Here is a 24,001-nt window from a genome sequence, read left to right on the forward strand (position 1 = left end):
CCATCGCGGCAGATTTCCGAGCTTCCCCAACACCCTGGATGGCAATATCGCCCCCCGACATCACCAGCCAAAAAGCTTGCGTTCACCTTTTGTTCGTTCCTATTATGTTCTCACGGAGGCATTTCATGCGCGAACAATCCAACCTTACTGTCCTACGTGAGCAGATCCGCCGGATCGAGCGCCATTATGCCCCGGCGGCAAAGGCGCAATTCTGCGCGACAGGTCTGCCCGGCCCTGATGCCCATCTGGGTGGTGGGTTGTTGCGCGGCGCCCTTCATGAGTTTTTTGATACAAGCGGCTATGCCGCCCAGTCGACGCGTTTCATCGCCTCAATCCTGGGACGTCATCCGGGGCCTGTCCTGTGGATCGGCACGCAGCTTTCCTCCCTTTATGCCATGGGCCTTTCCCAACACGGGCTCAATCCGGAGCGTGTCATCTGCATTGAGGCTGAGGAGGCCGTCCTGCCCAGTATCTGTGAAGATGCCCTTCGTGAGCCGCATTTTGCCGCGACGGTCATTGAATTACCGCGCCTTTTCCACCTGACTGCCTCGCGCCGGTTTCAGCTTGCTGTCGAGCAGGGCGGGGGGCTGGGCATTTTACTCTATCATTGTGCCCTGCCAGATGCGACGAAGCAGCCCCCTACGACCAGCACAACAAGGTGGCTGATCACGCCTGAAGCGCCCCGCACTGAAAATACACCTCACCCCGCTGCCGGACCCGGCAGCACCGCCACGGCGTCCCAAATGCCATGGCGTCTCGACCTTCAGCGTCACCGCGGAGGCCGACCGCATCAATGGTCCCTTTCACCTTTCGAGCTCCCTGACCCGATTATTCATGACACGGCGCATCCTTCACGTGTGGTTTCCACACTGGCGCACTGACCTCTGGCGGCGTCAACAAGAAGGGGGCAAACCCACAACACCATCGGGTATCGCGCTTTACACTTACGATCATCATCGCAATATCGTCATTGCGGTGGATCAGCACGCGCAGCAGCGTGGCGTCACGCCCGGCATGACCATTGCCCAGGCGCGTCACCTTGCGCCCGGCCTGACCATCGCCCTGGCAACACCGGCACAGGATGCCGCCGCGCTGGAAGATCTGGCACGTTGGTTCAGCTGGGTCGCACCATGGTGCGCACCCGCCCCGCCGGACGGGATCTGGATTGACATCACTGGCAGCGCCCATCTGCATGGCGGGGAAGCATCTTTGCTTCAGACCATCCAGACCCGTATGGAAGTCAGCGGCCATCATGCCGTGCGCCTCGCCATCAGCGACACGACGGGGGCTTCTTACGCCCTCACGCATTTCGGGGCGGAAACCCGCCATATTGTCCCGCCCGCCGGACAGGTCGCGGTGCTGGACCCCCTGCCCATTGCGGCCCTTCAGCTTGAACCCGCAACCCTGGCAGACCTCAACCAGATGGGCGTCACGCGCATCCATGCCCTGCGCAAAATGCCGCTCGCCCCGCTGGTGCGGCGCTTCGGGCCGCAACTCGCCCATCATCTGAACACCGCGCTGGGCCTGCGGGACAAACCGCTGCAACCCCTGACGCCCACCCCCTCCCTTATTGTCCGGCGCAGTTTGAGGGAGCCGATCATGACGGCAGAGGCCATCGCCATCGCCATGGAAGTCTTACTGGTGGAGATCTGCCCTCTTCTGCAGAAACGAGGCCAGGGGGTGCGACGCCTTTCCCTTATTTGTGAGCGGGTGGACCGTGCCGCGCAATCCGTGTCGATTGTCACAGCCGAACCTGTCAATGACCCGGCTTATCTGCTGGCCCTGCTCAAAAACCGTATCGCTCATATTGAACCAGGCTTCGGCATTGAGGCCATGCGCGTCCATGTCACTGAAGCGGCGCCTGTTTTACAGATGCAGCATGGCCTGCTGGCCGCAACGTCAGATCATCAGGCCGCCCGATATCAGTTGTTTCTAGACCATCTGCATAATAAGCCGGGGGTACGGGCGGTCTTCCGACTTGTGCCAGCCCCCTCCGCCATCCCCGAGCGCGCGCAGGCACGGCAGGACTGCCTGAGTGTCATGCCACGCTCCGGCGAGGATTTTCCCGTTTTTGCGCCCCGCCCCGCCCGGCTGCTGCACCCGGCGGAGCCCATACGCCTCGTAACGGCTGATATGACCATCATTGACAACGTCACCCAGCCACAGAATGCGCCGCCGCGCAGCTTCCGCTGGCACGGGCGCATTCATCATATCCGCCGCGCTGAAGGCCCGGAGCGCCTGCATGGGGAATGGTGGCACACAAACACGGAATATGGCGCAACACGCGATTACTGGCATGTGGAGGATGAGCAGGGGCGCGGCTTCTGGCTTTATCGCCGTGGTGACGGTGTGCATCACTGGGCGGGGGATCAGAGCTGGTTTGTACATGGTCTTTTCTGAGATTTTTATTTCCCAACATCTGATTGCCGGGATATTTCATTTGACAACGGACAGCCTCACCCCCGCCTCGCCTGAAGATATCGCCTCAGCCCTGATGCATGCCCTGCGTTTCGATGCACGCCGCCGCATCCATGACGCGGATGAGCTGATGGCCCGTCTCGTCGCCGTGCGCCTGGTTGCGCATCTGCAACGTTGCGGCTTCGTCATCTACACAAAGACGCCGGCCCCACCGCACGGGCGCATCCCCATGCGGGCAGAACAACCGGTAATAAGCGCCGCCCCCGCCACGCCGGAGGAAGTGGCACATGATGATGCGCTGGATGATTCCACATGACGGAAAATTGTCTCCCGGTGCCGCTTCAGGTTGTGACCCATTATTCCTTCCTGCGTGGCGCCAGTTATCCTTCCGAGCTTTTCACCACAGCCGCGGCGATGGGCTATAAAGCCATGGGGATCGCTGACCATCAGACGGTCGCCGGGCTGGTGCAGGCCCATTGCGCCGCCAGGGAGGCGGGGATCCGCCTGATCCCGGGCTGTCGCCTGCAACTGACGGATGGCACGATCCTGCTGGCCTACCCCAAGGACCGCACAGCATGGACGCGGCTGTGCTTCTGGCTGACACTCGGCCATAAACGCGGCACGCGTGAGACATTTGTGCTTGATTGGCATGACCTCGCCCACCCCGCCCTGCCAGCCAACCCCGCCGCCCCGCCGACGCATCATGCACCACCTGCCGCAACACGCCCTGTCGCGGCAGACATAGCGGGGACATACGGGCAAAATGACAATTCTGCCGATGCAGCACAGCACCAGACGGATACAGACCATGCTTGTCCAAGTGACAATGGAGGGTTCTGCTTTATCCTGGTCCCGACGCCGCGGCCCTATCGCGCGCCACGCGACAGGGTGGAAGACGCCGCCATCTGCGTTTCACAATTGCATCAGATGAAAGCCGCCCTGGGACAGAAAGGCACGCCACATCATTTATTTCTGGCATTGACGCGGCATTTCCATGGGGGTGACGGGCACGGACTGGCCATGCTGGCTGATATGGCGCGGCGCACCCATATCCCGCTGATCGCCGCCGATGACGTTATGTACCATATTGCCGAGCGGCATATTCTGTACGACACACTGACCGCCATCCGGGAAAAGAGACCGCTGGAGCAACTGGGTGCCCGGCGCGACCCCCTGCGTGACCGCCATCTTCGCAGCCCGGCCGAGATGCGCCAGCTTTATGCGCATGATCCGGATGCGCTGCAACGCACGCAGGATATCGCCTCTTTATGTCGCTTTTCACTTGATGACCTCAAATATCAATATCCGCAGGAAAGCGACATGCCGGGGGAAACGCCGCAACAGACGCTGGAACGCCTGGTCATGGCCGCCACACCGCAATGCTATCCTTATGGCGTGCCTGAAAAAGTCCGCCAGCAGATCGCGCATGAGCTGACCCTGATCGCGAAGCTGGATTACGCACCCTATTTTCTGACCGTCAACACAATCGTGCAATTTGCCCGCTCTCGCGGGATTGTCTGTCAGGGGCGGGGCTCAGCCGCGAATTCCGCCATATGTTATGTGCTTGGCATCACCTCGATCGACCCGGTCCAGAGCGGCCTTCTGTTTGAGCGCTTCGTGTCGGCTGAAAGGCGGGAGCCCCCCGATATTGATGTTGATTTTGAAAGTGACCGCCGGGAAGAAGTAATTCAGTGGATCTATCACCGTTACGGGCGGGGCCATGCCGCCTTGTGCGCCACGGTCCACCGCTACCGGGCCAAAGGCGCGCTGCGCGATGTCGGCAAGGCGATGGGGCTTTCGGCGGATCTGCTGTCGCTTTTATCAACGCATCTGGCCTCCGCCCTGGGTGACGATGCGCTCTTCCGGTCCCGCAGCGCCGAAATGGGGCTGGATCTCAGTGACCGGCGGATGGCGCTGACCGTCCATCTCGCCCGCCAGATCCTGGGTTTCCCCCGGCAGTTAGGGACGCATCCCGGTGGGTTTGTCCTGACGCATGACCGGCTCGATGGCCTCGTCCCGATTCAGCCTGCCGCGATGAATGACCGCCAGATTATCGTGTGGGACAAGGATGATATCGACCAGCTTCGTTTCATGAAAGTGGATATTCTGGGCCTCGGCATGCTGGGCTGCATCCGGCGCTGTTTCGAGATGCTGGCGGCGCATCGTTATCTGAAACTTGACATGGCCAGTATCCCGGCTGAAGACAAACCCACTTACGCCATGATCCGCAAAGCGGATACGCTGGGCACCTTCCAGGTTGAAAGCCGTGCCCAGATGGCGATGCTGCCCCGCCTGAAACCCACCACGTTTTACGACCTTGTCGTGCAGGTCGCCATCGTGCGACCGGGGCCGATCCAGGGCGATATGGTGCATCCTTATCTGCGTCGCCGTGAAGGGCTGGAGGCCGCCACATGCGCCTCACCCACCCTGGAAAACATATTGGGCAAAACGCTGGGCGTCCCGCTTTTTCAGGAACAGGCCATGCAGATCGCCATTCAATGTGCCGGTTTCACACCGGATGAGGCGGATGCTTTGCGCCGCGCCATGGCGACATTCAAATTTACGGGCGGGGTTTCCCATTTCCGGGATAAGCTGGTGCGTGGCATGATTGCGCGCGGCTATGACCCCTCTTTTGCGGAACGCGTTTTTTCCCAGCTTGAAGGTTTCGGCTCGTACGGTTTTCCGGAAAGTCACGCCGCGTCATTTGCGCGCATTGCGTATGTTTCCTGCTATCTGAAATATCATCATCCCGACATGTTCTGCGCGGCGCTGCTCAACAGCCAGCCCATGGGGTTTTATGCCCCGGCACAGATTGTGCGCGACGCGCGGGAACATGGTGTGGAGGTCAGGCCCGTCGACATCAACCACTCCCAATGGGATTGCACGCTGGAGGGGCGGCCCGGCGGCCGACGCCATGCTGTCCGGCTGGGGATGCGTCTGGTCAAGGCACTGGCGCATGACGACGCCGCACGCCTGATTGCACGGCGCGTCCCGCTCTATGAAAATATCGCCGATGTCTGGCACCGGGCCGATGTGCCTCTGGCCGCGCTGGAGCATCTGGCCCAGGCCGACGCTTTTCGGCATTTCGGGCGCGATCGGCGTCAGGCTTTGTGGGATATCAAGGGGCTGCGCGACCGGCCCCTGCCGCTTTTCGCGGCATCATCCCGCACACGCAACCGTCCTGAAATCGCCTGTATTGAACCGCCCGTCACGCTGCCCCCCATCCCGCCGCAGCGCGATGTGCACGCGGATTACCATACGACATCCCTCAGCCTGAAGGCGCACCCCTTTGCCTTTATCCGCCCGACCCTGACGAAACGCCGCATCCTGCCCTGCGGCGCCCTTACGGAAAAACAGGATGGCCAGCGTGTTTCAATCGCCGGGCTGGTGCTGATGCGCCAGCGCCCCGGCACGGCAAAGGGGGTGATGTTCATTACCATTGAGGATGAAACCGGTTTTGCCAATCTGATCCTCTGGAAAAACCGTATTGAAGCCCAGCGCGCCATTGTCATCGCTGCGGGCGCGCTGATCTGCCATGGGATTTTGCAACGTGAAGGCGAGGTAACGCATATTGTCGTTGAACGTCTGGAAGATGCAGGCCCCCTGTTACGTCCCGAACTGGAGGAGGGCGAGATACAGACCACCCCGCTCAAACCCCGCGTGCGCAATTTTCAGTGACGCCTTTTTAGGGGGACGCTTTCCAAGCGCTTAGGACATCTCCCGACTTACGCTTTCTCACCATCCCCCTTGACCCAGACCTCGATTTTCCCGGACACTTTGATGGTCATCGGGCGGCCGCGGCGGTCCAGCGTGCGGCCGACAGCAAGGCGGGCCCAGCCTTCGCTGACGCAATATTCCTCCACATTGGTCCGCTCCTCACCATTCAGGCGGACGCCAATGCCTTTACTGAGGATGGCTTCATCGTAAAACTTGCTATCCGGGCTTGAACAAAGCCGGTCAGGCAAGGCATCACTCATTCTTCACTCCTTTTCTGCCGGGCGATGCCGGCGCTCGGCGCGCGGTTCGGTAGACTTGACGGTATCTCCCGTCAGATGCGCGCCGCCTTTTCTTCCATCAGGGGATGCCAGCCCGTCAAGCCATCGACATTCTGACGCAACTGCGCTGCGCCTTCCGCGACGACTTTAAAGGCCGCCTGTGCCAGCGCCTTGCGGGTTTTAAAATCCTCCGGCGCGAGCGGCTTATGCATCAGGATCGAGACGCGCTTGCCCCGATGTTTGACGAATTGCCAGACATGCGGCCCCAATTCCATATCCCCGTACCAGGCAAAAACACCGCGCCGCCGCCGTTGGACAGGCAAACCATCCAGCGTGTCATAGGCGATGGAAACGGGCTGGATGAGGGGCGCCATCCCTTCCGGGTACGTGGGGCCACTGAGGGCGCGCACCGATGCGGGCAGATGGGGCGGTTTTGCGATGGCGAAAAATGTGGAGGTAAAATTCAGAACGCGGCAACCATCTGACGACGTCCCTTCCGGGAAAAGAATAAGATTATCGCCGCCAATCATCCGCGCCACCATATTGTCACGCTCCTGCGCGGTGGAGCGTCGATGGCGGCTGACGTAAATTGACCGCCCGATTTTGGAAACCAGCCCCATAATCGGCCATGATCGGATATCACCCTTGGCGACAAAAACGGAATAAAACCGCGCCCCAAGCACGGGAATATCAAGCCAGGAGCAATGATTGGCAACGTAGATGACGGGCCGCTCGCCACGTGCGCGCCCACGTCGTCCGCCCAATGTCCCGGCCGCCTGGCCGATCTGATTGATCCTGACGGAGAGGATGAGGCACATGCCCCGCCATATGATGCGTGTCCAACGGATTTTTGACGTCCCCGGCACAAGCAGAAGCAGGGCCTCGAACCCGACGGAGAGCGGCACCCAGATTGTCACGAGACAAAGGCGTAACGCCCCCAGGATGCGATCAAGCCATTCCAGCGTGTCATCTATCGCGACATGATCTTCGAGCGGCGGCAGGGGGGCGCTCCCTCTGTTGAGCGACGTCGATGACACAAACAGCCTCCTGCACGAGCAATCTCATATCGGACTGCCGCGCATTGCCGGTCAGCCGAGTTTTCCTTAATGCGCGGATAACGCAAACACAACCAGCCAGCCGCAAGGCCACGCTGATGGCCGTCAGTAACCGTGCATGGCCAAAGTGAGATAAAGTTGGATCAATGCCGGCTGGAAAAGATATTGCAGGACCAGCAGCACGACGATGGGACTGAAATCAAACGCGCCAAATTGCGGCAGCAGGGAACGGATCGGGGCGAGGACCGGCTCTGTAATCTGGTTGAGGACCATGTAAAGGTTAACGAGGAAGCGATTATCAGGCCGCAGAATGCCGAAGCCGAAAAGCATGCTCATCACGCAGGCGCCAATGAGAATATAGATGAAAGCCGGGGTGACGAATTTTATGACGATCAGCACAAGACCAGATAACATTCTCAAACTCCTTAATGGACGATTGGTCCAATGCGACCGCGCAAAGATCGGGTAGATCGCCCCTTTAAGCAATCGATAAAAGCATTTTCTGCATCGGGGCCACCTCTCTTCAATGAAAAAATTGCGCTGTAAATCAAGATTTTAGGGGTAATCGGCCTTATGTTTGAGGTCAGGGAGCGCGGATCGAGTGACCCGAGTCGTTTCGAATTTGTAAAGATTTGAGACGTTTCCCGATTTTTCGCAAGGATTTCACCGCATGGGGATTTCTTCCGACCCGCCAATTTGCGTTGATCATGCGAGTCGCGGCGATGGGGCTGTGCGTTTGATCAGGTCGGCAGCGCGTACAACTCATCTGTTGACAAGATGACAAAGCCGAGTATGTATCAGGCCTTCGTGGGGCTGTAGCTCAGTTGGTAGAGCGCCTCGTTCGCAATGAGGAGGTCAGGGGTTCGATTCCCCTCAGCTCCACCACGATACCCTCTGAAAACCCGTAAATCAAACGCCGCGCGCGCAGCTATCGTGAAGATAAGCGCCCCGACATTCAGGCTTGAAATCACTACCGAAATATTAAAGTTAAATTTACTTTAAAAGAATGTTGACATTTACGTCAACTTACACCAAAAATTCTCTGTCTCTCAGACTCCAACTGTCGGCGTATTTTACTTTTCGAAAACTTGTTTCACGTTGATAACATCCCACATTTGCACCGGGTTCGACGTTACTCGTCGCATAGCGCTCCAGCGACGACGGCGTTTACCACGTCCGGCGTCTAAAGGGTGCTTCAGGACTATTGTGCCGAGGCAATTAGCCGCCGTGCATACCTTGGATATTAGCTTTTTCAAAATTTTGTTTTTACTGAACTATTTGACGATCCGATAAAATCTTTATCTTTTCAGTGATGGTGGGCTGAATGTCTAATCTCTTACCGATCGTTATCGATCAGTTGACGAAGCACTTTAAAAGTGAAGCAAATCTGATCACGGCGGATACGCGCCTTGTTGAGGATCTGCAGGCTGACAGCTTCGATTTCGTTGAGGTGGTTTTCGAGCTTGAAACACGCCTGGATATCGTCATCCCTGACGATTTCTACACCAGCAAGCTCAAAACTGTCGACGACATCGTGATCGCTCTTGAGGAAGTTATCGCTCAGAAGCAGGCCGCTCTCAATAATCCGACTGAGGTCGAAGGGGCCGCCACGTGACGAAACGTCGCCAGGAGATTCACCGCGTTGCCGTGACAGGTGTCGGCATGTTGTCGCCGCTCGGTCATAATGTTGGTGAAAGCTGGACGTCACTGCTTGAAGGGCGCGCTCATCTGACAAAGGTTGAGGCCGGGATGGGCGCCACTTCACGCCCCCAATTTGCAGGGCTTGTGCCTGAGTTTGAGTCACCCGAGATGCTGAGACGGGTCGATGAGGCCCTTTCCCACCGGGATCAGCGCCGTCTGGATCGCTTTATCCTCCTTGGCGCGCTCGCGGCGGAGGAGGCCATCGCGCAGGCGGGGCTTCGGGATCTGGACATGGCCACGCGGGACCGGGTTGGAGTGATTATCGGCTCGGGCATTGGCGGGCTGGGACATATGATGGAAGCGGCGGCGGATCAACAAAATGCACGTCGCCCCTTTTATCTCCCGGGTGTTCTGATCAATTCCTGCGCCGGAGTGATTGCTGCGCGGCACAAATATACTGGCGCCATCAATGCCGTCAGTGCCTCATGCGCGACGGGCGCTTATGCGCTTGGCGATGCATTGCGGCGAATTCGTTACGGTTTCAATGATGTTGTCGTTTGCGGCGGGACGGAAGCCGCGGTTCTGCCAGCGGGATTTAAAGCCTTCATGGACCTTGGCGCCCTCGCCGCCACACGTGGGCAGGAGGCACTGACCGCCTGCCGGCCGTGGGACAAAGATCGGTCGGGCTTCGTCCTCGCGGAAGGCGCGGGCATCCTCGTATTTGAGAATTACGATCACGCCGTGGCACGCGGCGCGACCATTCTCGCTGAGGTTTCCGGTTATGGTCAGTCAGCCGGGGGGGAAGATCTCGTCGCGCCGCAGCCGGGAGGGCGGGGCGCGATCCAGGCAATTCAACGTTGCTTGGACGATGCTGGATGGACAGCAGACAGCATTGATTACATCAACGCCCATGCAACAGGCACACCTCTCGGCGATGATATTGAGCTGGAGGCGATTGAAGCTGTGTTTTCCGAGGTCGGATCTCCCGTCATCTCATCCATCAAAGGTCTGACCGGTCACACTCTGGGTGCTGCGGGCGCGATCGAAGCCATTATCTCTGTCAAGACGCTGCAGGAAGGCATCGCACCGGGGACGCACAATTTTAGGGAACCAAGTCGCCTGAGCGTGATTAAACGCTTGAAGGCGCCTATGCGCGGTGCCTTCCGCCGGGTCCTTTCCAACAGCTTTGGTTTTGGTGGGGTCAATGCGTGTCTTGCCTTTGAAAAAGCCTAGGTGACAAGCCGGGAGTAAATTTGTTGCAATACAAGATCGTCTCGAGAAACTCGAAGGTCGCTGCGCATATTGTGACAATCTGGGACGAATATGCGGATCTCAGTGAAGGTGAGCTTCTGGCGGAGGCTGTCCACCAGCTCGTCGCGCGCAAGGTCAATCTTGCATCGACCGACTTGCGCCATCTCGAAAGCCCGCAATCGCATTTTTCCGGGCTGAGCTTCGCCAATTGTGATCTGCGCGGTGCCGATCTGCAAAAATCCGACCTGTCGGACGTTGACTTCTCCGGCGCTGATCTGCGCGGCGCCGATCTTTCAGAAACTGATTTATCCCGCGCCTCATTTTGCGGCGCAAAGCTGGATGACGCCAATCTGTCACGCGTTGCTGCCATTTCCACGCGTTTCTCCGGCGCCCAGCTTAACCGGACCGACCTGCGCAGCAGCGCGCTTGAGGGCGCGGATTTCAGCGGCGCGGTTATCGATGGCATTCTTCTCGATAAAGCCAATATTGCTTCAGCCACCTGGCACGGTGTCGATGTGAGCAAGGCGGATATCAAAGGCGCCCGATGGCGCGATGTGACGCTTGAGAAATGGCCGATCCATATTTTCGGGATTGATTATCGCATCGTCCTGCTGCCCGGCTATGTCGTCATCGGGTCCGCCATGATGCCCATACGCGCCTTGCGTGAGCTGACTTCGCGCCGCGCCATTGAGCATGGCGGTCTGCGCGCGCTCCGCTTCCATGCGAAGTTCGGGCACATCTTGGAGGCCCTCTTCGCGTGCAGGGCCCTTGACGATTATCTTCTTGCTGAAAATGCCCCGGCAAAGGAAGCGCTGCACGTCGATTGACGACGACAAGGTGTCTCACCGCGCAGATGCAATATTTTACAAAATATGACTCACATTTTATGAAAATTTGTTTTAATGTTTCGTGAATGCCCCCGCTGACCTTGGCGATGTTGCCACGGAAGAGGCCGGAGGTTTTTATAAATTTAATGTCGCTCAAGTAATGCTGTCTTGCAACGTCAATTAAGAGGTTCGAGATGTTTGAGGTTGAAATAGCCAACATGGCGGGCGACAGTGTGGCGCGTCGTGTACCTGTCTCTGACACAATCAACCCGTCGGACCGGACAGCCTGCTTGGCCGCCGCTTTCAAACAGCTTCTGGCCGAGGATGCGCCTCTTAGCGGACTCAATTTCGACACGCTTCATCTCACGGATTGCGATCTTTCCGGGCGGGATTTCTCCGGCAGCTCCTTCAATCACGCCACGCTCCACGCCTGCCGGTTTGACCAGGCGCGTCTCAACGGTGTCCACGCCATGGGCGCGCAGTTCGCACATTCTTCTTTTCAGGGGGCGGAACTATACGGCGCCATTCTGAAATTGGCGGATTTCAGCAATACTGATTTGACCCAGGCAAATTTCTGCGGGGCCTCTCTCGTCGAGGCTGATCTCAGAGGCGCATCTCTTTCAGATACGCGTTTCGACGGTGCCGCTCTGTCCGGTGCGAAGTTCGACAATCTTGACTTCGCGGCGGGGTCTTTCGCGGGCTGTGCCCTGCGGGAGGCAAAAGTTGGGCATTTCCTCTGGGGTAATGAAGATGTTTTCCGTCCCCCTGTGACGTTCAGCGGCTCCGTCTTTCCCGTGCGCCTCTTTGAGGATTTTCTGATGATGGCGGGCACGATGTTCCCGCGTGACCAGATCGAAGGGGGTGACAGCGACGACGCAACACCGGCGGAGCTGACTTATTTGAGAGAATATCGCGACCTTTTAACGTTTTTCATGGATGCGCAGGTCAAAGACCGCGCCGCCCATGGTCCGGCCGATCCCAGTCTGACTGGGATGCATTAGGTAGCGGCCCGCATCGACAACATCTCGTTTATTTACAAATACTTGAAATTTTAGCGTCGGGCTGGCCCGCGTCACCCGTTTTCATAAGTAAATTTTGAATCTGGAAGCCATTAGGGGGCAATAAAAATGAATTATGAATGGATCGATGGTGTCAAATGCGGCATCGTCGATAGCAGCACTTCCGAGGTTAATAACAAGTCTCTGGAAGACGGTCAGGGCGCCGTGTTCCGGTCAGGCGGTAAAGGCAACGGCAACACGCTCAATGGCGGCCGTCTTTATCTGCAAGGTGGTTATGTTTCCAATTCAACGGTCAATTACGGATATGTCAAGACGAGCGGCGGCACGCTTAACGGTATTCAGATGGTTGGCGGGGAAGCGGTTATCAATGCCGGGACAACGCTGCAAGGTGACATCACCGTTGATGGTTCGGCCAGAGCCACTGTCGGCGCAAATGGCTATGTTTACACATCGGGTAATGTCAGGATTTTTGCGAAGTCGGGGACGGTCACGATCAATCAGATCGGCGCCGCGTCACTTTATCTATATGACAGAGCCAGCGTTTATGTGACGAAAGCAGCGCTTAAATCCCTGACGGTCACATCAAATTCCACCAACTATTCTTTCGACATTACCGACCTTGATCCGACGACGATCGTCGGGGTGTCACGCTCCACCGGTAAACTCGTGATTCACACGACAAATGGTGACGTCACAATCAATGGTAACCTTCAGGGATATCAGTTCAAACCTGACGGGAAGGGAGGCACGATTGTCTCATCATGCTTCGCGGAAGGCACGTTGATTCAGACGCCTGATGGTGAAAAGCCTGTCGAAACGCTCAAATTAGGTGATCTGGTTTCAACCCATCTTGGCCCTCAGCCCATTCGCTGGCTCGGGAAGAGTCATGTTGACCTGCGCGGCGCAACCGATCGGGACAACTTCCTTGTCCGTATCAAGGCGAATGCGTTTGAGGCCGGTAAGCCCAAACGCGATCTTTGGGTAACACCGGAACATTCTGTCCTTGTTGGAGAAAGACTGATCCCGGTCCGGATGCTCGTCAATGGCGCCTCGATTGCCTATGACCTTAAGCGCCGCCAATATACATATTATCATTTCGCTTTCGAGAAACATGCGGTTGTCTTCTCGGAAGCGCTTCCATCTGAAAGCTATATGATCGGGCGGAATGAACGCGATTTCGGTGCGTTTGAGACGTCGGGAGAAGCCATCGATAACGCACCCGCCTTTCCGTTTGTGACGGAGATTTCGGAAGCGCGGAAGATCTGGCAGGCGCTTGCTGAGCGCTCCGCTGCGATCGGCATTCCGGTAGCGATGTCCTCTTCTGCCGCGCCTGCACGCCGGGTTGTGCGCGTCAGGACGGACCTCGGGACGCACGCCACCCTGAAAGACGTCAATGAGCGCCATGCTGTCTTCTCCATCCCGGCAGGCACGAAATATGTCGTCGTGGAAAGCGATGCATGGCGGCCTGACCAGATCCACGGACCTTACTGGGATGACCGGCGTCACCTCGGCGTGCGCGTGGGTGCGGTCAGGGTCTCTGATCAGCAGCGCAGCGTCATCATCGATGATCACCTCAATGAGACCTGTCTGGGCGGATGGAATAATATTGAGGATGGCTGCTCACGCTGGACAAATGGCAAGGGCATTATCCCTCTGGCCCGCGCACCGAAATCCTCCGGCAAAAAAGAGCTCGAACTCGCCATCGCCTTCCCGGACCGCGAAGAAATCGCTTTCTGAAACAACCAAAAACAGACCGCGTTTTCGACGCGCGGTCTGTTTTAACTGATGACATCTTTAACCAGGCGAGGCACGAAGCTCTTCAAGTAATCGAGGCGGTGTCACGCCGCCGCGCTGAAAGGCCCAAGTGCCTGCTTCAGAACGTGCCTCGCTTTACCTCGAAAATCCTTCGGTGACACGGTAGCCGGGCGTGGACGTGTCCAGGCCTCAGCGCTCAACGCATGGTTGCGGGTCACAAGCCATCAATCAGCCATCCAAGCGCGACTCGACAGCGTAGAAATTGCGTAAGATCCGAAACGCGATCTGAGCCGCGCAAAGGCGCATCTCACCACCTCAAAACAATGCTGAAGACGTCTCGCGTCAGGCCCGTAGAGCTTTTTTGTCATGGGCCTTTGACGGCGCTCTGAAGACTGGGCTGCTCAAATTATCGCCTTCTCCGTTATTGTCGGTAAATTTGATTTAATAGAGTGTTGACATTTCGATAATGGGCGCTCAAAAACCCGAATAATATTCGCACCTCAATCTTGAGGCACGTCATTTTACTCATAATCAGTTTGACAGTTATGTTGTTACGCGCAGCCAGCCTCACCAATAAAATCTACTTTGTAGAAAAAAGAAAGATTCGGCTTGGCATTCCCGAGATTGAAGCACTTATCAAGTTTCATTGTACATGTGCAAAATTTGCATCGCATGTACAATCCTCATCTAAATTCGGAAGTGACTTCAGGGCGAAAATATGCGTGATGACTGCAAAATTATCACCTCGATATCTTGATGTGATGCAAATCATCCCTGCGCGCTCAATAAAACTGAACGGCGCATCGAGCGAGATCGGCGTCGATTCCAATCTTTCATCGCGGACATACCGCTTATGAAAATAAGCAGGATCGTGGTCACTTCGCTGACGGCGCGTTTTTCGTGCCTGGAACATGCGGGATTTTCATCCTCCCCGATGCTCCCCTGAAGGCGATCACTTTGGTGACCTCAAATGATGACCGCAAACTCTGCATGACTTTGTCCTGCAAAAAAGCCTTTTCGAAAAGCCAATTTAAATTGAAGGAATTTTGGCGTGACCCGGGAACACCACAGATTTCATCGTGTCGCGGTAACCGGCATGGGAACGCTTTCACCGCTTGGCCGACACACGGCTGAAAGCTGGGCCGCCTTACTGGAAGGCCGATCCAATCTCCAGAAGATTGAAGCCCGTGTCGGAGAGAAGCGCTTTACGCAATTCGGGGGCCTCGTCCCCGATTTTGACGCGCCTGACATGGTGGAGAGGATCGACGCGGCACTTTCCTATCGGGATCAGCGCCGTCTTGACCGTTTCATCCTTCTCGGCGCGCTGGCGGCTGATGAGGCGATCTCGCAGGCCGGGCTCAACACCCTCACCGCTTCCCAGCGGGAAAATGTCGGCATCGTCGTCGGGTCGGGGATCGGTGGGCTTGGCCGGATGATGGCCGCTGCCACGGATGAGGAAGCACTGAGGAGACCGTTTTTCCTCCCCGGCGTGCTCGTCAATTCCTGCGCCGGCATCATTGCGCGCAAATACGGGTTTGCCGGCGCCATTGATGCCATCAGCGCGTCCTGCGCAACCGGCGCCCATGCGATCGGCCAGGGCGCGCGCAATATACGTCACGGCTATAATGACATTGTCATTTGCGGAGGCGCGGAGGCTGCCGTGATGGCAGCGGGGTTCAAGTCATTCCGGGATCTGGGTGCGCTTGCCTCCCTTGAGGGGGGTGACCCCCTCACAGCATGTCGGCCCTGGGATAAGGATCGCTCCGGCTTTGTCCTGGCTGAAGGCGCGGGTATTCTCGTGCTTGAAAATTATGCACATGCCCAGGCGCGCGGCGCGACAATCCTGGCGGAGCTCGCCGGTTACGGGCAATCAGCAGGCGGGGAGGATCTCGTCAGCCCTCAGAGCAGCGGGGAGGGGGCAAAGCTTGCAATTCGTCGATGCCTCAATGATGCGGGCTGGTCGTCGGAGAGCGTGGATTACATCAACGCCCACGCTACCGGCACGCCCCTCGGCGACAATATTGAGCTGGAGGCGATCGAATCGATTTTCTCCGGGCCTGAAGCACCTGTCACGTCCTCCGTCAAAGGATTGTCCGGTCACACGCTCGGGGCCGCGGGGGCAATTGAAGCGATTATGTCAATCAGCACATTGCGAGAAGGCATCGCGCCTGGCACGCACAATCTCGACCAACCTGATCAGGAAAGTCGGATTGATCGCCTGACGGCCCCCAGGCGGGGGGATTACCACCATGTTTTATCGAATAATTTCGGGTTCGGCGGGGTCAATGCCTGCCTCGCTTTTGCGAAAGCCTGATTTTTCGGTCGGAGGTAGGTCGATTGCAATATGAAATCTTCTTGAGAAGGGCGAAGATACCCGCTCATGTCGTCACTTTATGGGATGACTATGCAGATCTCCATGACGGGGAATTACGCGGGGAAGCCGTGCATCAACTCATCGCACGGAAATGCAACCTCGCCGCCACAGATCTCCGCAATATCATCAGCCCCGACGCGCAATTTTCCGGACAATCTTTTGCGGGGTGTGACCTTCGCGGTGCCGATCTGCGACGTGCCGACCTGTCGGGCGTGGATTTTTCCGGCGCAGATCTCAGCGCTGCACGACTTGATGACGCGAATCTGTCCAGCGCAAAATTTCATGGCACGCGACTCGATGATGCCATCCTGACCGAGGTCAATGCCTCTCATGCGCGTTTCTGTGGCGCGCATCTTCATCGCGCGGATTTCTGTGGGAGTAATTTATCGGGCGCTGACTTCAGCGGCGCGGAGATCGATAAAATCCGTCTTGAGAAGAGCAATATCGCCTTTTCCGTCTGGGAAGGCGTGGATATGCAAACGGCGGAGTACTCGGAGATCCGTTGGGACGGGTTGAAACTTAAAGTCTGGCCGATCTACGTGTCCGGCATTGATTATCGTGTCATTCTGCTACCCGGTTATATCGTCCTCGGCTCCGGCACATTCTCTTTTGACAGGCTGAGGGCACTTTCCTCACGCGGGGCCATTGAAGCAGGTGGAATTCGAGCCTTGCGTTTTTACGCGATGTTCGGGCCGCTAATCGAGGCGCTTGACGCTTCGGAAGCGTTGAAACCTTATCTGACCCCTGCAAATGCCACGCAAAACGTTTAAATCTCCCAAAATCACACAATGATCTGACGCCCTCATATAAAATCACATTTTCTGACGCAGCGCGTTGGGGTTGTAAATCACGACGCCACTCGCTTCCAAGGAGCCCTATTCGATCGCGCCACCTTGCAAGACAAACAGTTTTATTTTAAACTAAACTTAAATTTAAGTGCCGCTACTGGCATAACCCGATTCGATTTCACAACATTTTCTCACCTTCAATTTCTGACGAAACAATGATTTGAAATCGTCTGGACAGACGTTTGATATTTTATGGTTGAATGTAACATTTTTTACGCTGCAAGGGGCGCCCTCGCGCATCAGGTCGTCTTTGACGCTTCGGAAACCCCGCAAGACAAAAGCGCGCTCCTCAGCAAAGCCTTTCTACATCTCATCGCTGAAAAACTGCCGGTCGCGGGGATGAACTTCGACGATATCGACTTGCGCGGTGAGGATCTTTCCGGCCAGGACTTTTCTGGCTGCTCCTTCAATAATGCCAATTTGTCGGCATGCCGATTTGACGAAGCCAATTTCTCCGGCGCGCATATGATGAGGGCCGACCTCTCTCATGCCTCTATGCGCGGCGCCATGTTAAACGGCGCAATCCTCGAGGACGCCAAAATGCAGAACGCGGATCTGCAGGGCGCGGACCTTTGTGGGGTGAGCCTGTCAAATGCTGATCTGAGCGGCGCGAATGTCGAAAATACGCGCCTCGTGGGGGCTACTATTGACGGCGCTCATTTCACGCAGCTTGATCTTGCAAAAAATGCGCTTCACGGCTGTGGCCTCAAAAGTGCGTCCATTGAAGGCCTTTACTGGAACAACGTCTCCCTGAAAAATCCGCCTGTCACGCTTGCGGGGTTGGAATGTTCCATCCAGCTTGTTGATGACCACCTCGCCACCGGGAAAGAAACCATCTCACGAGCGCAGATCTTCAGTGACGCGGACGAGGGCGACGCTTCTATCGGGTTAAGGGTGGGGCGCCGTCTCAAGCCCTTCATCGCCCATTTTATGGACGTGCAGAAGGGCGTCAGCCCGCGCGGGACGCGATGACTCACCTATGTTGCCGAGATCGAAATTGCAGGCATGTCGGGGCGTCATTGACAAAGGGCGAAATCGTCACCGACGTGACCGGAAGTCTCGCGCAACTCACTGATAACCACTCCTTTCTACCAGCCCGGCAACCGCCATGATGAGGAGAAAAAGACATGGCAAGCGACGATAATACGCAATGGTTTGATGCTAATGGATGGACCTCCACCATTTCCGATTACACGCTTGAGAAGGGTCAAGGCATCCGGTTTAAAAGCGGTGGCAAGGGAGACACAAACACGGTCGCTGGTGGCCAGGTCCAGATGAGTCCGGGTAGCAGGGTGCGCAACTCAACCGTGACGTCGGGTCACATCCAGGCCGATGGCGGAACGTTGGATACGGTGTCGATGACAGGGGGCAGCGCCGTTATCAATGCAGGCACGACGCTTGCCGGGACGATTTCAATGGAAGGCTCAAGCGACGTTGTTATCGGCAAGAATGGTCAAGTCGCCACCAGCGGCACCGTCAACCTCAATGTCTCTGGCGGTACGCTTGAGGTTTACCAGATCGGTAATGCCACCATCAATATGAGTGCCGGCGCCAATGTCATCGTCTCCAGAGACTCATTGAGTAACCTGACCTTCAACGGTGTCGATGGGGATTATTCTTTCGATATTGCCGATCTCGACCCTTCAACCATTCTCGGCATGACGCCAACCTCCAACCAACTCATCATCCACACCACAAATGGCGACATCACCATCAAAGGCAATTTGCGCGGCTATCAACTGACGTCGGACGGTCATGGCGGCACCACCGTTTCATCATGTTTTGCAGAAGGCACGTTGATCGAGACGCCGGACGGAGAGCGCCCGGTTGAAGAGCTGACATTAGGGAGTTATGTCTCGACACATCTCGGCCCGCGTCAGATAAAATGGCTGGGCAGTAAACGGATCGACCTGCGCGGCGCAATTTCGAAGGATGATTTCCTCGTGCGCATTCGGGCCAACGCTTTTGAAACGGGCCGACCGAAGCGGGACCTCTGGATCACGCCTGAACATTGCGTCCTTGCCGGCGGGAAGCTGATCCCGGTTCGGATGCTCGTCAATGGCGCCTCGATTGCCTATGACCTCAAGCGCCGCCAATTCACCTATTATCATTTCGCGCTGGATGATCACGCCGTCATCATGTCAGAGGGACTGCCCTCAGAATCCTATCTGATGTCACAAACCAACCGGGACTTCAGTGCGACGCAATCCTCAGGCGACAAGTTGGGCGCGACACCCGCCTTTCCGTTTGTGACGGAGATTTCGGAAGCGCGGAAGATCTGGCAGGCGCTTGCTGAGCGCTCCGCTGCGATCGGCATTCCGGTAGCGATGTCCTCTTCTGCCGCGCCTGCACGCCGGGTTGTGCGCGTCAGGACGGACCTCGGGACGCACGCCACCCTGAAAGACGTCAATGAGCGCCATGCTGTCTTCTCCATCCCGGCAGGCACGAAATATGTCGTCGTGGAAAGCGATGCATGGCGGCCTGACCAGATCCACGGACCTTACTGGGATGACCGGCGTCACCTCGGCGTGCGCGTGGGTGCGGTCAGGGTTTCTGATCAGCAGCGCAGCGTCATCATCGATGATCACCTCAATGAGACCTGTCTGGGCGGGTGGAATAATATTGAGGATGGCTGCTCACGCTGGACAAATGGCAAGGGCATTATCCCCCTGGCCCGCGCGCCAAAATCCTCAGGCAGGAAAGAGCTTGAACTCACCATCGCCTTCCCGGACCGCGAAGAAATCGCTTTCTGAAACAACCAAAAACAGACCGCGTTTTCGACGCGCGGTCTGTTTTGGCCGCGCCCACTATTCTAAAAATTGACAGTTAATTTCCATATAAAGTGCGCCGGTTGGACGACATCGCTTGATTTGTGAAGCACGATGCCTGTCTCAGGATGAGATTTAACCTTGTCATGATCAGAATGGGGTGATTTTATAGCGCGCCCCTTCATCATGATGCAGGTCGATTACTCCTATGAGATTGCGTCATTCGCGGAAGAACCGCCATGTGCTTCGATATACTTCACAAATTTTCAGGGGAGATTGTCGCCTTTGTCGCACGTCCGCTGGGTGACGTCTCGGAAGATCCGGGTGAGTGTCGCGGTGTGGCTGTTCAGCAATGCGCCCAACTTGGCCAGAATCTCATTGATGCAGATCTCAGGGGCGTCTCATGCCGTCATGCAGATTTGAGAGGACAATGTTTTATCGGCTGTATTCTGGATGACGCGGATTTCAGGGGCGCCTCTCTGCAAGGCGCCGACTTCTCGGGCGCCTCCCTCATGCGAGCGCGGTTTGACGATGCGTCACTCTCCGGCGCGCGCTTCCTTAACGCCAATCTCACCCGGGCAACGTTTAATCGCGCCGATCTTCTGACGACATCGCTGATCGGCGCCACGTTGAGCGACGCCGATTTCTGCGATGCACATCTCACCGCAGCACGTTTCGACGGCGCAGACTGCGCGCGCGCCAATTTTTATCAGGCGGATCTGAGTCACAGCTCCTGGGGGGGGACGCGGTGCATCAATGCGCGCTTTCAGGGGGCCATCTGGGCCGGGGTGAAATTGAAGAGCCCGCCCGTCCAGCTCGATGGGTTTGGCTGTAACGTCGTCCTGTTGGGCGATGAGATGTTTGTTGACGGGCAAGTCATGCCCATCAGGGATGCGCTCAACATCTCGACGCAAGAGGCCCTCTCCGTGGGAAGCCTCTCCTGGCTTCGCTTCCTCACGCGTTTCAGGCAGATCTACCCTTTACTTCCCGCTGACCTTATTGACACGCCAAGTGTTTGAATAAACAGGCTGAATTCAGGTAAAAACCGGCCTTGGCGGCTTTGACGCGGCCTTCGTGAAAATCATTTCAGACTTTATTAGCTGAAAATGCCAGCATGACGCTTGCGTGGCAGCGTGAGAAGCGGCCATTCTTGCCTGCTGAACACGCGCCGAAACGCCAAAGCCGCGCGGGAAAAGGATGGATCTATAGTACGTCGGGTGACGTAGTACTCAGGTACTCATTTTTATAGAGTGCGCCAAATCTGAATCGAATCCTAATTTTCCGTTTGTTCGACAGCATTCTTCCATGTTATCGATTATCTAACGAATCGCTAAACCAACATGTCTTATTTAAGACTGTAGAAGAATGAATCACGATGTTTTTCCTTTCATTTACTGATTTTAATCGCGGTTCTTAACCAGGGAATTATGTAAAAGAACTTTTAAAAAATCGTCATAAGCGGCTTCCGAACGTGTTGATACTGACGGATTGCTGCGTGGTTTCGTGTGCCTGTCATGATTTCATGGCGGCAGTAAATGAGGTGCGTAGTGTGTTGTTTTACTTCCTCCGCAAAACTCCAGATCGACCCCGCCAGTTTGTCCTGGCTGAGGATGAAAGATCATCCGCCTACACGGCGCTTGAAAACGCATCACCTCATGACACGACGTTGATCAGCCGAAACCTCCGACGCGTTTTCCTCCATGATGCAGATCTCTATGGCCGCGACCTGACGAATGCAGATCTACGCGGGGCGTCACTTTGCACCTGTCGGCTCGATTATTCAGTTTTACGCGGCGCAAATCTGTCAGGGGCAGATCTCGCAGGCGCGTCTCTCGTCAATGCGTGTCTGACGGGCGCGGACCTCTCTTACGCATCCTTCGTTGGCGCGGACCTCTCCGATGCGGACCTGACGGGCACCATGTCGCGCGGGGCTGATTTTCGTGATGCGACACTGACGAATACGCGATTTATCGGCGCCGTCTGCACGTCGGCGCGTTTTGGCGGGCAGGATCTGGCACGCACGGATTTCTCCGGCGCCGTCATGACAGAATTGCGTTTTTCTCCCGCATTCTGGGAAGAGCAGGTGATCTTCGAGATGCCGATCAGTTTTTCACACGGGGAGCAGTGCATCTCCTTCGTCAATGGGCGGGTGATGCGGGACGCGCGACGCGCCCCCTCATTATCGGACTGTATCACCCATATTGCGGAAGGCGCACGACCGCCAGCAAATGAGCCCGCCCCGATGAAAGCCGACCCTGCGGCAAGAACAATCAATATTGAAGAGAGGACTTGAAGTTATGGCAACAACTTGGATGGTGTCGCCCGGTGATAACGGCACGGGATGGAATAAATGGGTCAATGGCGGCGATAAATTGATTTTCCAACCAAAAACTGTCGGCGGAAATATCACCGTCAATGGCGGTTCTTTGCAGTTAAATCAAGATGTGACCATTCGCGGACTCACTATGAATGATGGAGAGATTTATTCCTCAGGCCAGGGGCCGACGATTGACGGTTTGACGATCAATGGCGGCCGGTTTCAGATGACGGCCCGCACCACGCTGCTGAATAACATCACCGTCAATTGGGGTGATTCAGTCGCCTGGGCGGGCGGGCCAATTTATTACAATGCCTCGACAGTTTTGACGATAAAAGCGGGCAAAATGAGGATGCCAACCCCGGAGGCCCTCGATAATTCCGGTCCTCTGCGCGTCAATCTTGGCTCCAGCGGGCATTTTGAAACCTACTCTAAAGACCTTGATCATTATTACTTCAACGTTACCGGCGATTCATTCAACATCGATATCATCGACCTTAAGTTCTACAGCGGCCAGGTGAGTAGCATCACGCCAACTTCATCCGGCATCACCATCCATCTCACTAACGGTAATTCTCTAAGCCTCAAAGGCAATTTCCCCGGCGTTGAATGGCGACAGGGCCCGGAAGGCAGCATTGAAATCTTCGCCTGCTTCGCTGAAGGCACATCCATCCAAACCCCTGACGGAAATCGCCATGTTGAGGCGCTTGTTGTCGGGGATACCGTCATCACGCAGGACGGCCCGCGTCAGATCACCTGGATTGGCCGCAAGACGCTCAACCTCCATGGTGCCGTCCCGGATGAAAGCCTTCTCGTGCATATACGTCCCCATGCTTTCGGGGACCAGCAACCCGCCCGTGACCTCTGGGTCACGTCTGAGCACTGCGTCTGGGTGGCTGGCGCCATGATCCCGGTTCGGTGTCTGATAAATGACACCTCAATCTCTTATGATCGGGATCGCCTGCACTACACTTATTATCACTTCACCCTGTCCGAATATGCCGTCATCTATGCGGAGAATCTGCCCACAGAGAGCTACCGTCCCAACGCATCGCGTCAGCGTTTTGACTCGGTTGAGCCGGATGCTTCTTCTGTCGCGTTCAATGCGCAACTCCCCCTCCTGCATTCGGCTGAGACACTCAAAAATGTCTGGTCAATGCTGGCTGAAAGAGCCGCGTCGCTCGGCTATGGTGGTCATGACAAGCAGGATGCTGCTTCTTCCATCCGGGAAGTGAGATTGAGGACGGATACAGGTGAGGCGGTGACTTTCATCTCCGCTAACGGCACGAAGGCGAAATTCTCCGTCCCGCCGCGCGCAAAATATCTCGTGATTGAGAGCGAGGCGCGACGTCCTGATCAGGAGATCGGGCCGTTTATCGATGATCGGCGTCGCCTCGGTGTGCGCGTGGGGGCTGTCGCTGTTCATGATCGAGGTCGGCGCAATCTGATTAATCGCCACCTCACGGCAACAAACATTCAAGGTTGGAATAATGTTGAGGACGGACAGTCTCGCTGGACCAATGGTTCGGGGATTATCCCGCTCCGCGCCTACGGGCGGCCTGAATATGGCGTGGAAGTCGAAGTGTGCTTCCCGGATGTACACATCCTCAAATTCGCCATGGAGGCCCCGGCCGCCTGACCCTGCCTCGCATTTTTGAAGGCATTCAGCATGGTGGTTGCCCGCATAAGGCGGTCACCATGCTGGGCACCGCACCTCCAAACCCGCGGGCAGT

At 56.5% G+C, this 24,001-nt stretch carries 20 protein-coding genes and 1 tRNA gene; 17 read left to right on the forward strand and 4 right to left on the reverse strand.

What is annotated here, in order from left to right; genetic code table 11:
• Positions 1 to 125 precede the first annotated feature (125 nt).
• From N5W20_RS07905 to N5W20_RS07920, 4 genes are read left to right on the forward strand one after another with little or no spacing between them, the layout of a single operon-like run.
• Complete coding sequence (locus N5W20_RS07905) at positions 126 to 881, forward strand: ImuA family protein (protein ID WP_319806602.1); 756 nt, start codon at positions 126 to 128, stop codon at positions 879 to 881.
• Complete coding sequence (locus N5W20_RS07910; RefSeq protein ID WP_319806603.1) at positions 835 to 2,400, forward strand: DUF6504 family protein; 1,566 nt, start codon at positions 835 to 837, stop codon at positions 2,398 to 2,400. Before N5W20_RS07905 ends, N5W20_RS07910 begins: the two co-directional genes overlap by 47 nt.
• On the forward strand, positions 2,387 to 2,734 hold the full coding sequence (locus N5W20_RS07915; protein ID WP_319806604.1) for a hypothetical protein: 348 nt from the start codon (positions 2,387 to 2,389) through the stop codon (positions 2,732 to 2,734). Before N5W20_RS07910 ends, N5W20_RS07915 begins: the two co-directional genes overlap by 14 nt.
• On the forward strand, positions 2,731 to 6,096 hold the full coding sequence (locus N5W20_RS07920) for an error-prone DNA polymerase (RefSeq protein WP_319806605.1): 3,366 nt from the start codon (positions 2,731 to 2,733) through the stop codon (positions 6,094 to 6,096). The genes N5W20_RS07915 and N5W20_RS07920 overlap by 4 nt, the downstream gene beginning before the upstream one ends.
• 47 nt (positions 6,097 to 6,143) lie before the next feature.
• Here N5W20_RS07920 and N5W20_RS07925 read toward each other — a convergent pair whose 3' ends face one another.
• The 3 genes from N5W20_RS07925 to N5W20_RS07935 all read right to left on the reverse strand — a co-directional run bounded on the left by N5W20_RS07925 (position 6,144) and on the right by N5W20_RS07935 (position 7,882).
• A complete protein-coding gene (locus N5W20_RS07925; protein WP_319806606.1) occupies positions 6,144 to 6,395 on the reverse strand; it encodes a DUF3297 family protein in 252 nt (83 codons plus the stop codon).
• Between the two features lie 71 nt (positions 6,396 to 6,466).
• Positions 6,467 to 7,387, reverse strand: a complete 921-nt coding sequence (locus tag N5W20_RS07930) for a lysophospholipid acyltransferase family protein (protein WP_319807871.1) — start codon at positions 7,385 to 7,387, stop codon at positions 6,467 to 6,469.
• 186 nt (positions 7,388 to 7,573) lie between these two features.
• The gene (locus N5W20_RS07935) at positions 7,574 to 7,882 is read right to left on the reverse strand and encodes a YggT family protein (RefSeq protein ID WP_319806607.1); all 309 of its coding nucleotides are present in this window, start codon (positions 7,880 to 7,882) and stop codon (positions 7,574 to 7,576) included.
• A 395-nt stretch (positions 7,883 to 8,277) separates the two neighbouring features.
• Between N5W20_RS07935 and N5W20_RS07940 the strand changes: the two genes are divergently transcribed.
• From N5W20_RS07940 to N5W20_RS07965, 6 genes are all read left to right on the forward strand, one after another.
• Positions 8,278 to 8,353: transfer RNA gene (locus N5W20_RS07940), tRNA-Ala, on the forward strand.
• A 439-nt stretch (positions 8,354 to 8,792) separates the two neighbouring features.
• Positions 8,793 to 9,083, forward strand: coding sequence for an acyl carrier protein (locus N5W20_RS07945; protein ID WP_319806608.1), 291 nt, complete (start codon positions 8,793 to 8,795; stop codon positions 9,081 to 9,083).
• Positions 9,080 to 10,342: a beta-ketoacyl-[acyl-carrier-protein] synthase family protein gene (locus N5W20_RS07950; RefSeq protein WP_319806609.1), complete on the forward strand. Its 1,263-nt coding sequence runs from the start codon at positions 9,080 to 9,082 to the stop codon at positions 10,340 to 10,342. Before N5W20_RS07945 ends, N5W20_RS07950 begins: the two co-directional genes overlap by 4 nt.
• A 71-nt stretch (positions 10,343 to 10,413) precedes the next feature.
• Positions 10,414 to 11,187, forward strand: coding sequence for a pentapeptide repeat-containing protein (locus N5W20_RS07955; RefSeq protein ID WP_319806610.1), 774 nt, complete (start codon positions 10,414 to 10,416; stop codon positions 11,185 to 11,187).
• 194 nt (positions 11,188 to 11,381) lie between these two features.
• On the forward strand, positions 11,382 to 12,188 hold the full coding sequence (locus N5W20_RS07960; RefSeq protein ID WP_319806611.1) for a pentapeptide repeat-containing protein: 807 nt from the start codon (positions 11,382 to 11,384) through the stop codon (positions 12,186 to 12,188).
• A gap of 126 nt (positions 12,189 to 12,314) precedes the next feature.
• Positions 12,315 to 13,943: a Hint domain-containing protein gene (locus N5W20_RS07965; protein ID WP_319806612.1), complete on the forward strand. Its 1,629-nt coding sequence runs from the start codon at positions 12,315 to 12,317 to the stop codon at positions 13,941 to 13,943.
• A gap of 661 nt (positions 13,944 to 14,604) precedes the next feature.
• On the opposite strand, the gene N5W20_RS07970 is transcribed toward N5W20_RS07965, so the two are convergent.
• Positions 14,605 to 14,874, reverse strand: a complete 270-nt coding sequence (locus N5W20_RS07970; protein WP_319806613.1) for a hypothetical protein — start codon at positions 14,872 to 14,874, stop codon at positions 14,605 to 14,607.
• Between the two features lie 138 nt (positions 14,875 to 15,012).
• Here N5W20_RS07970 and N5W20_RS07975 point away from each other — a divergent pair, with 138 nt between their 5' ends.
• From N5W20_RS07975 to N5W20_RS08005, 7 genes are all read left to right on the forward strand, one after another.
• Entirely contained in the window at positions 15,013 to 16,275 is a 1,263-nt protein-coding gene (locus tag N5W20_RS07975) for a beta-ketoacyl-[acyl-carrier-protein] synthase family protein (protein ID WP_319806614.1), read from the forward strand.
• A 41-nt stretch (positions 16,276 to 16,316) separates the two neighbouring features.
• Positions 16,317 to 17,105, forward strand: a complete 789-nt coding sequence (locus N5W20_RS07980; protein ID WP_319806615.1) for a pentapeptide repeat-containing protein — start codon at positions 16,317 to 16,319, stop codon at positions 17,103 to 17,105.
• Between the two features lie 270 nt (positions 17,106 to 17,375).
• A complete protein-coding gene (locus N5W20_RS07985; RefSeq protein WP_319806616.1) occupies positions 17,376 to 18,155 on the forward strand; it encodes a pentapeptide repeat-containing protein in 780 nt (259 codons plus the stop codon).
• A gap of 155 nt (positions 18,156 to 18,310) precedes the next feature.
• Entirely contained in the window at positions 18,311 to 19,936 is a 1,626-nt protein-coding gene (locus tag N5W20_RS07990; RefSeq protein ID WP_319806617.1) for a Hint domain-containing protein, read from the forward strand.
• Between the two features lie 254 nt (positions 19,937 to 20,190).
• The gene (locus tag N5W20_RS07995) at positions 20,191 to 20,970 is read left to right on the forward strand and encodes a pentapeptide repeat-containing protein (protein ID WP_319806618.1); all 780 of its coding nucleotides are present in this window, start codon (positions 20,191 to 20,193) and stop codon (positions 20,968 to 20,970) included.
• Positions 20,971 to 21,473: 503 nt separating this feature from the next.
• A complete protein-coding gene (locus N5W20_RS08000; protein WP_319806619.1) occupies positions 21,474 to 22,244 on the forward strand; it encodes a pentapeptide repeat-containing protein in 771 nt (256 codons plus the stop codon).
• A 4-nt stretch (positions 22,245 to 22,248) separates the two neighbouring features.
• The gene (locus N5W20_RS08005) at positions 22,249 to 23,907 is read left to right on the forward strand and encodes a Hint domain-containing protein (RefSeq protein ID WP_319806620.1); all 1,659 of its coding nucleotides are present in this window, start codon (positions 22,249 to 22,251) and stop codon (positions 23,905 to 23,907) included.
• The last annotated feature ends 94 nt before the right edge of the window (positions 23,908 to 24,001 follow it).

It is taken from the genome of Candidatus Kirkpatrickella diaphorinae (assembly GCF_025736875.1).
GTDB classification, from domain to species: domain Bacteria; phylum Pseudomonadota; class Alphaproteobacteria; order Acetobacterales; family Acetobacteraceae; genus Sorlinia; species Sorlinia diaphorinae.

What these genes read in the sequence shown, in the direction of transcription:
- N5W20_RS07905 (WP_319806602.1), top strand. Translation starts at nt 126, where the DNA reads ATGCGCGAACAATCCAACCTTACTGTCCTACGTGAGCAGATCCGCCGG.
- N5W20_RS07910 (WP_319806603.1), top strand. Translation starts at nt 835, where the DNA reads ATGACACGGCGCATCCTTCACGTGTGGTTTCCACACTGGCGCACTGAC.
- N5W20_RS07915 (WP_319806604.1), top strand. Translation starts at nt 2,387, where the DNA reads ATGGTCTTTTCTGAGATTTTTATTTCCCAACATCTGATTGCCGGGATA.
- N5W20_RS07920 (WP_319806605.1), top strand. Translation starts at nt 2,731, where the DNA reads ATGACGGAAAATTGTCTCCCGGTGCCGCTTCAGGTTGTGACCCATTAT.
- N5W20_RS07925 (WP_319806606.1), bottom strand. Translation starts at nt 6,395, where the DNA reads ATGAGTGATGCCTTGCCTGACCGGCTTTGTTCAAGCCCGGATAGCAAG.
- N5W20_RS07935 (WP_319806607.1), bottom strand. Translation starts at nt 7,882, where the DNA reads ATGTTATCTGGTCTTGTGCTGATCGTCATAAAATTCGTCACCCCGGCT.
- N5W20_RS07945 (WP_319806608.1), top strand. Translation starts at nt 8,793, where the DNA reads ATGTCTAATCTCTTACCGATCGTTATCGATCAGTTGACGAAGCACTTT.
- N5W20_RS07960 (WP_319806611.1), top strand. Translation starts at nt 11,382, where the DNA reads ATGTTTGAGGTTGAAATAGCCAACATGGCGGGCGACAGTGTGGCGCGT.
- N5W20_RS07965 (WP_319806612.1), top strand. Translation starts at nt 12,315, where the DNA reads ATGAATTATGAATGGATCGATGGTGTCAAATGCGGCATCGTCGATAGC.
- N5W20_RS07970 (WP_319806613.1), bottom strand. Translation starts at nt 14,874, where the DNA reads ATGTTCCAGGCACGAAAAACGCGCCGTCAGCGAAGTGACCACGATCCT.
- N5W20_RS07985 (WP_319806616.1), top strand. Translation starts at nt 17,376, where the DNA reads ATGGTTGAATGTAACATTTTTTACGCTGCAAGGGGCGCCCTCGCGCAT.
- N5W20_RS07990 (WP_319806617.1), top strand. Translation starts at nt 18,311, where the DNA reads ATGGCAAGCGACGATAATACGCAATGGTTTGATGCTAATGGATGGACC.
- N5W20_RS07995 (WP_319806618.1), top strand. Translation starts at nt 20,191, where the DNA reads ATGTGCTTCGATATACTTCACAAATTTTCAGGGGAGATTGTCGCCTTT.
- N5W20_RS08000 (WP_319806619.1), top strand. Translation starts at nt 21,474, where the DNA reads ATGGCGGCAGTAAATGAGGTGCGTAGTGTGTTGTTTTACTTCCTCCGC.
- N5W20_RS08005 (WP_319806620.1), top strand. Translation starts at nt 22,249, where the DNA reads ATGGCAACAACTTGGATGGTGTCGCCCGGTGATAACGGCACGGGATGG.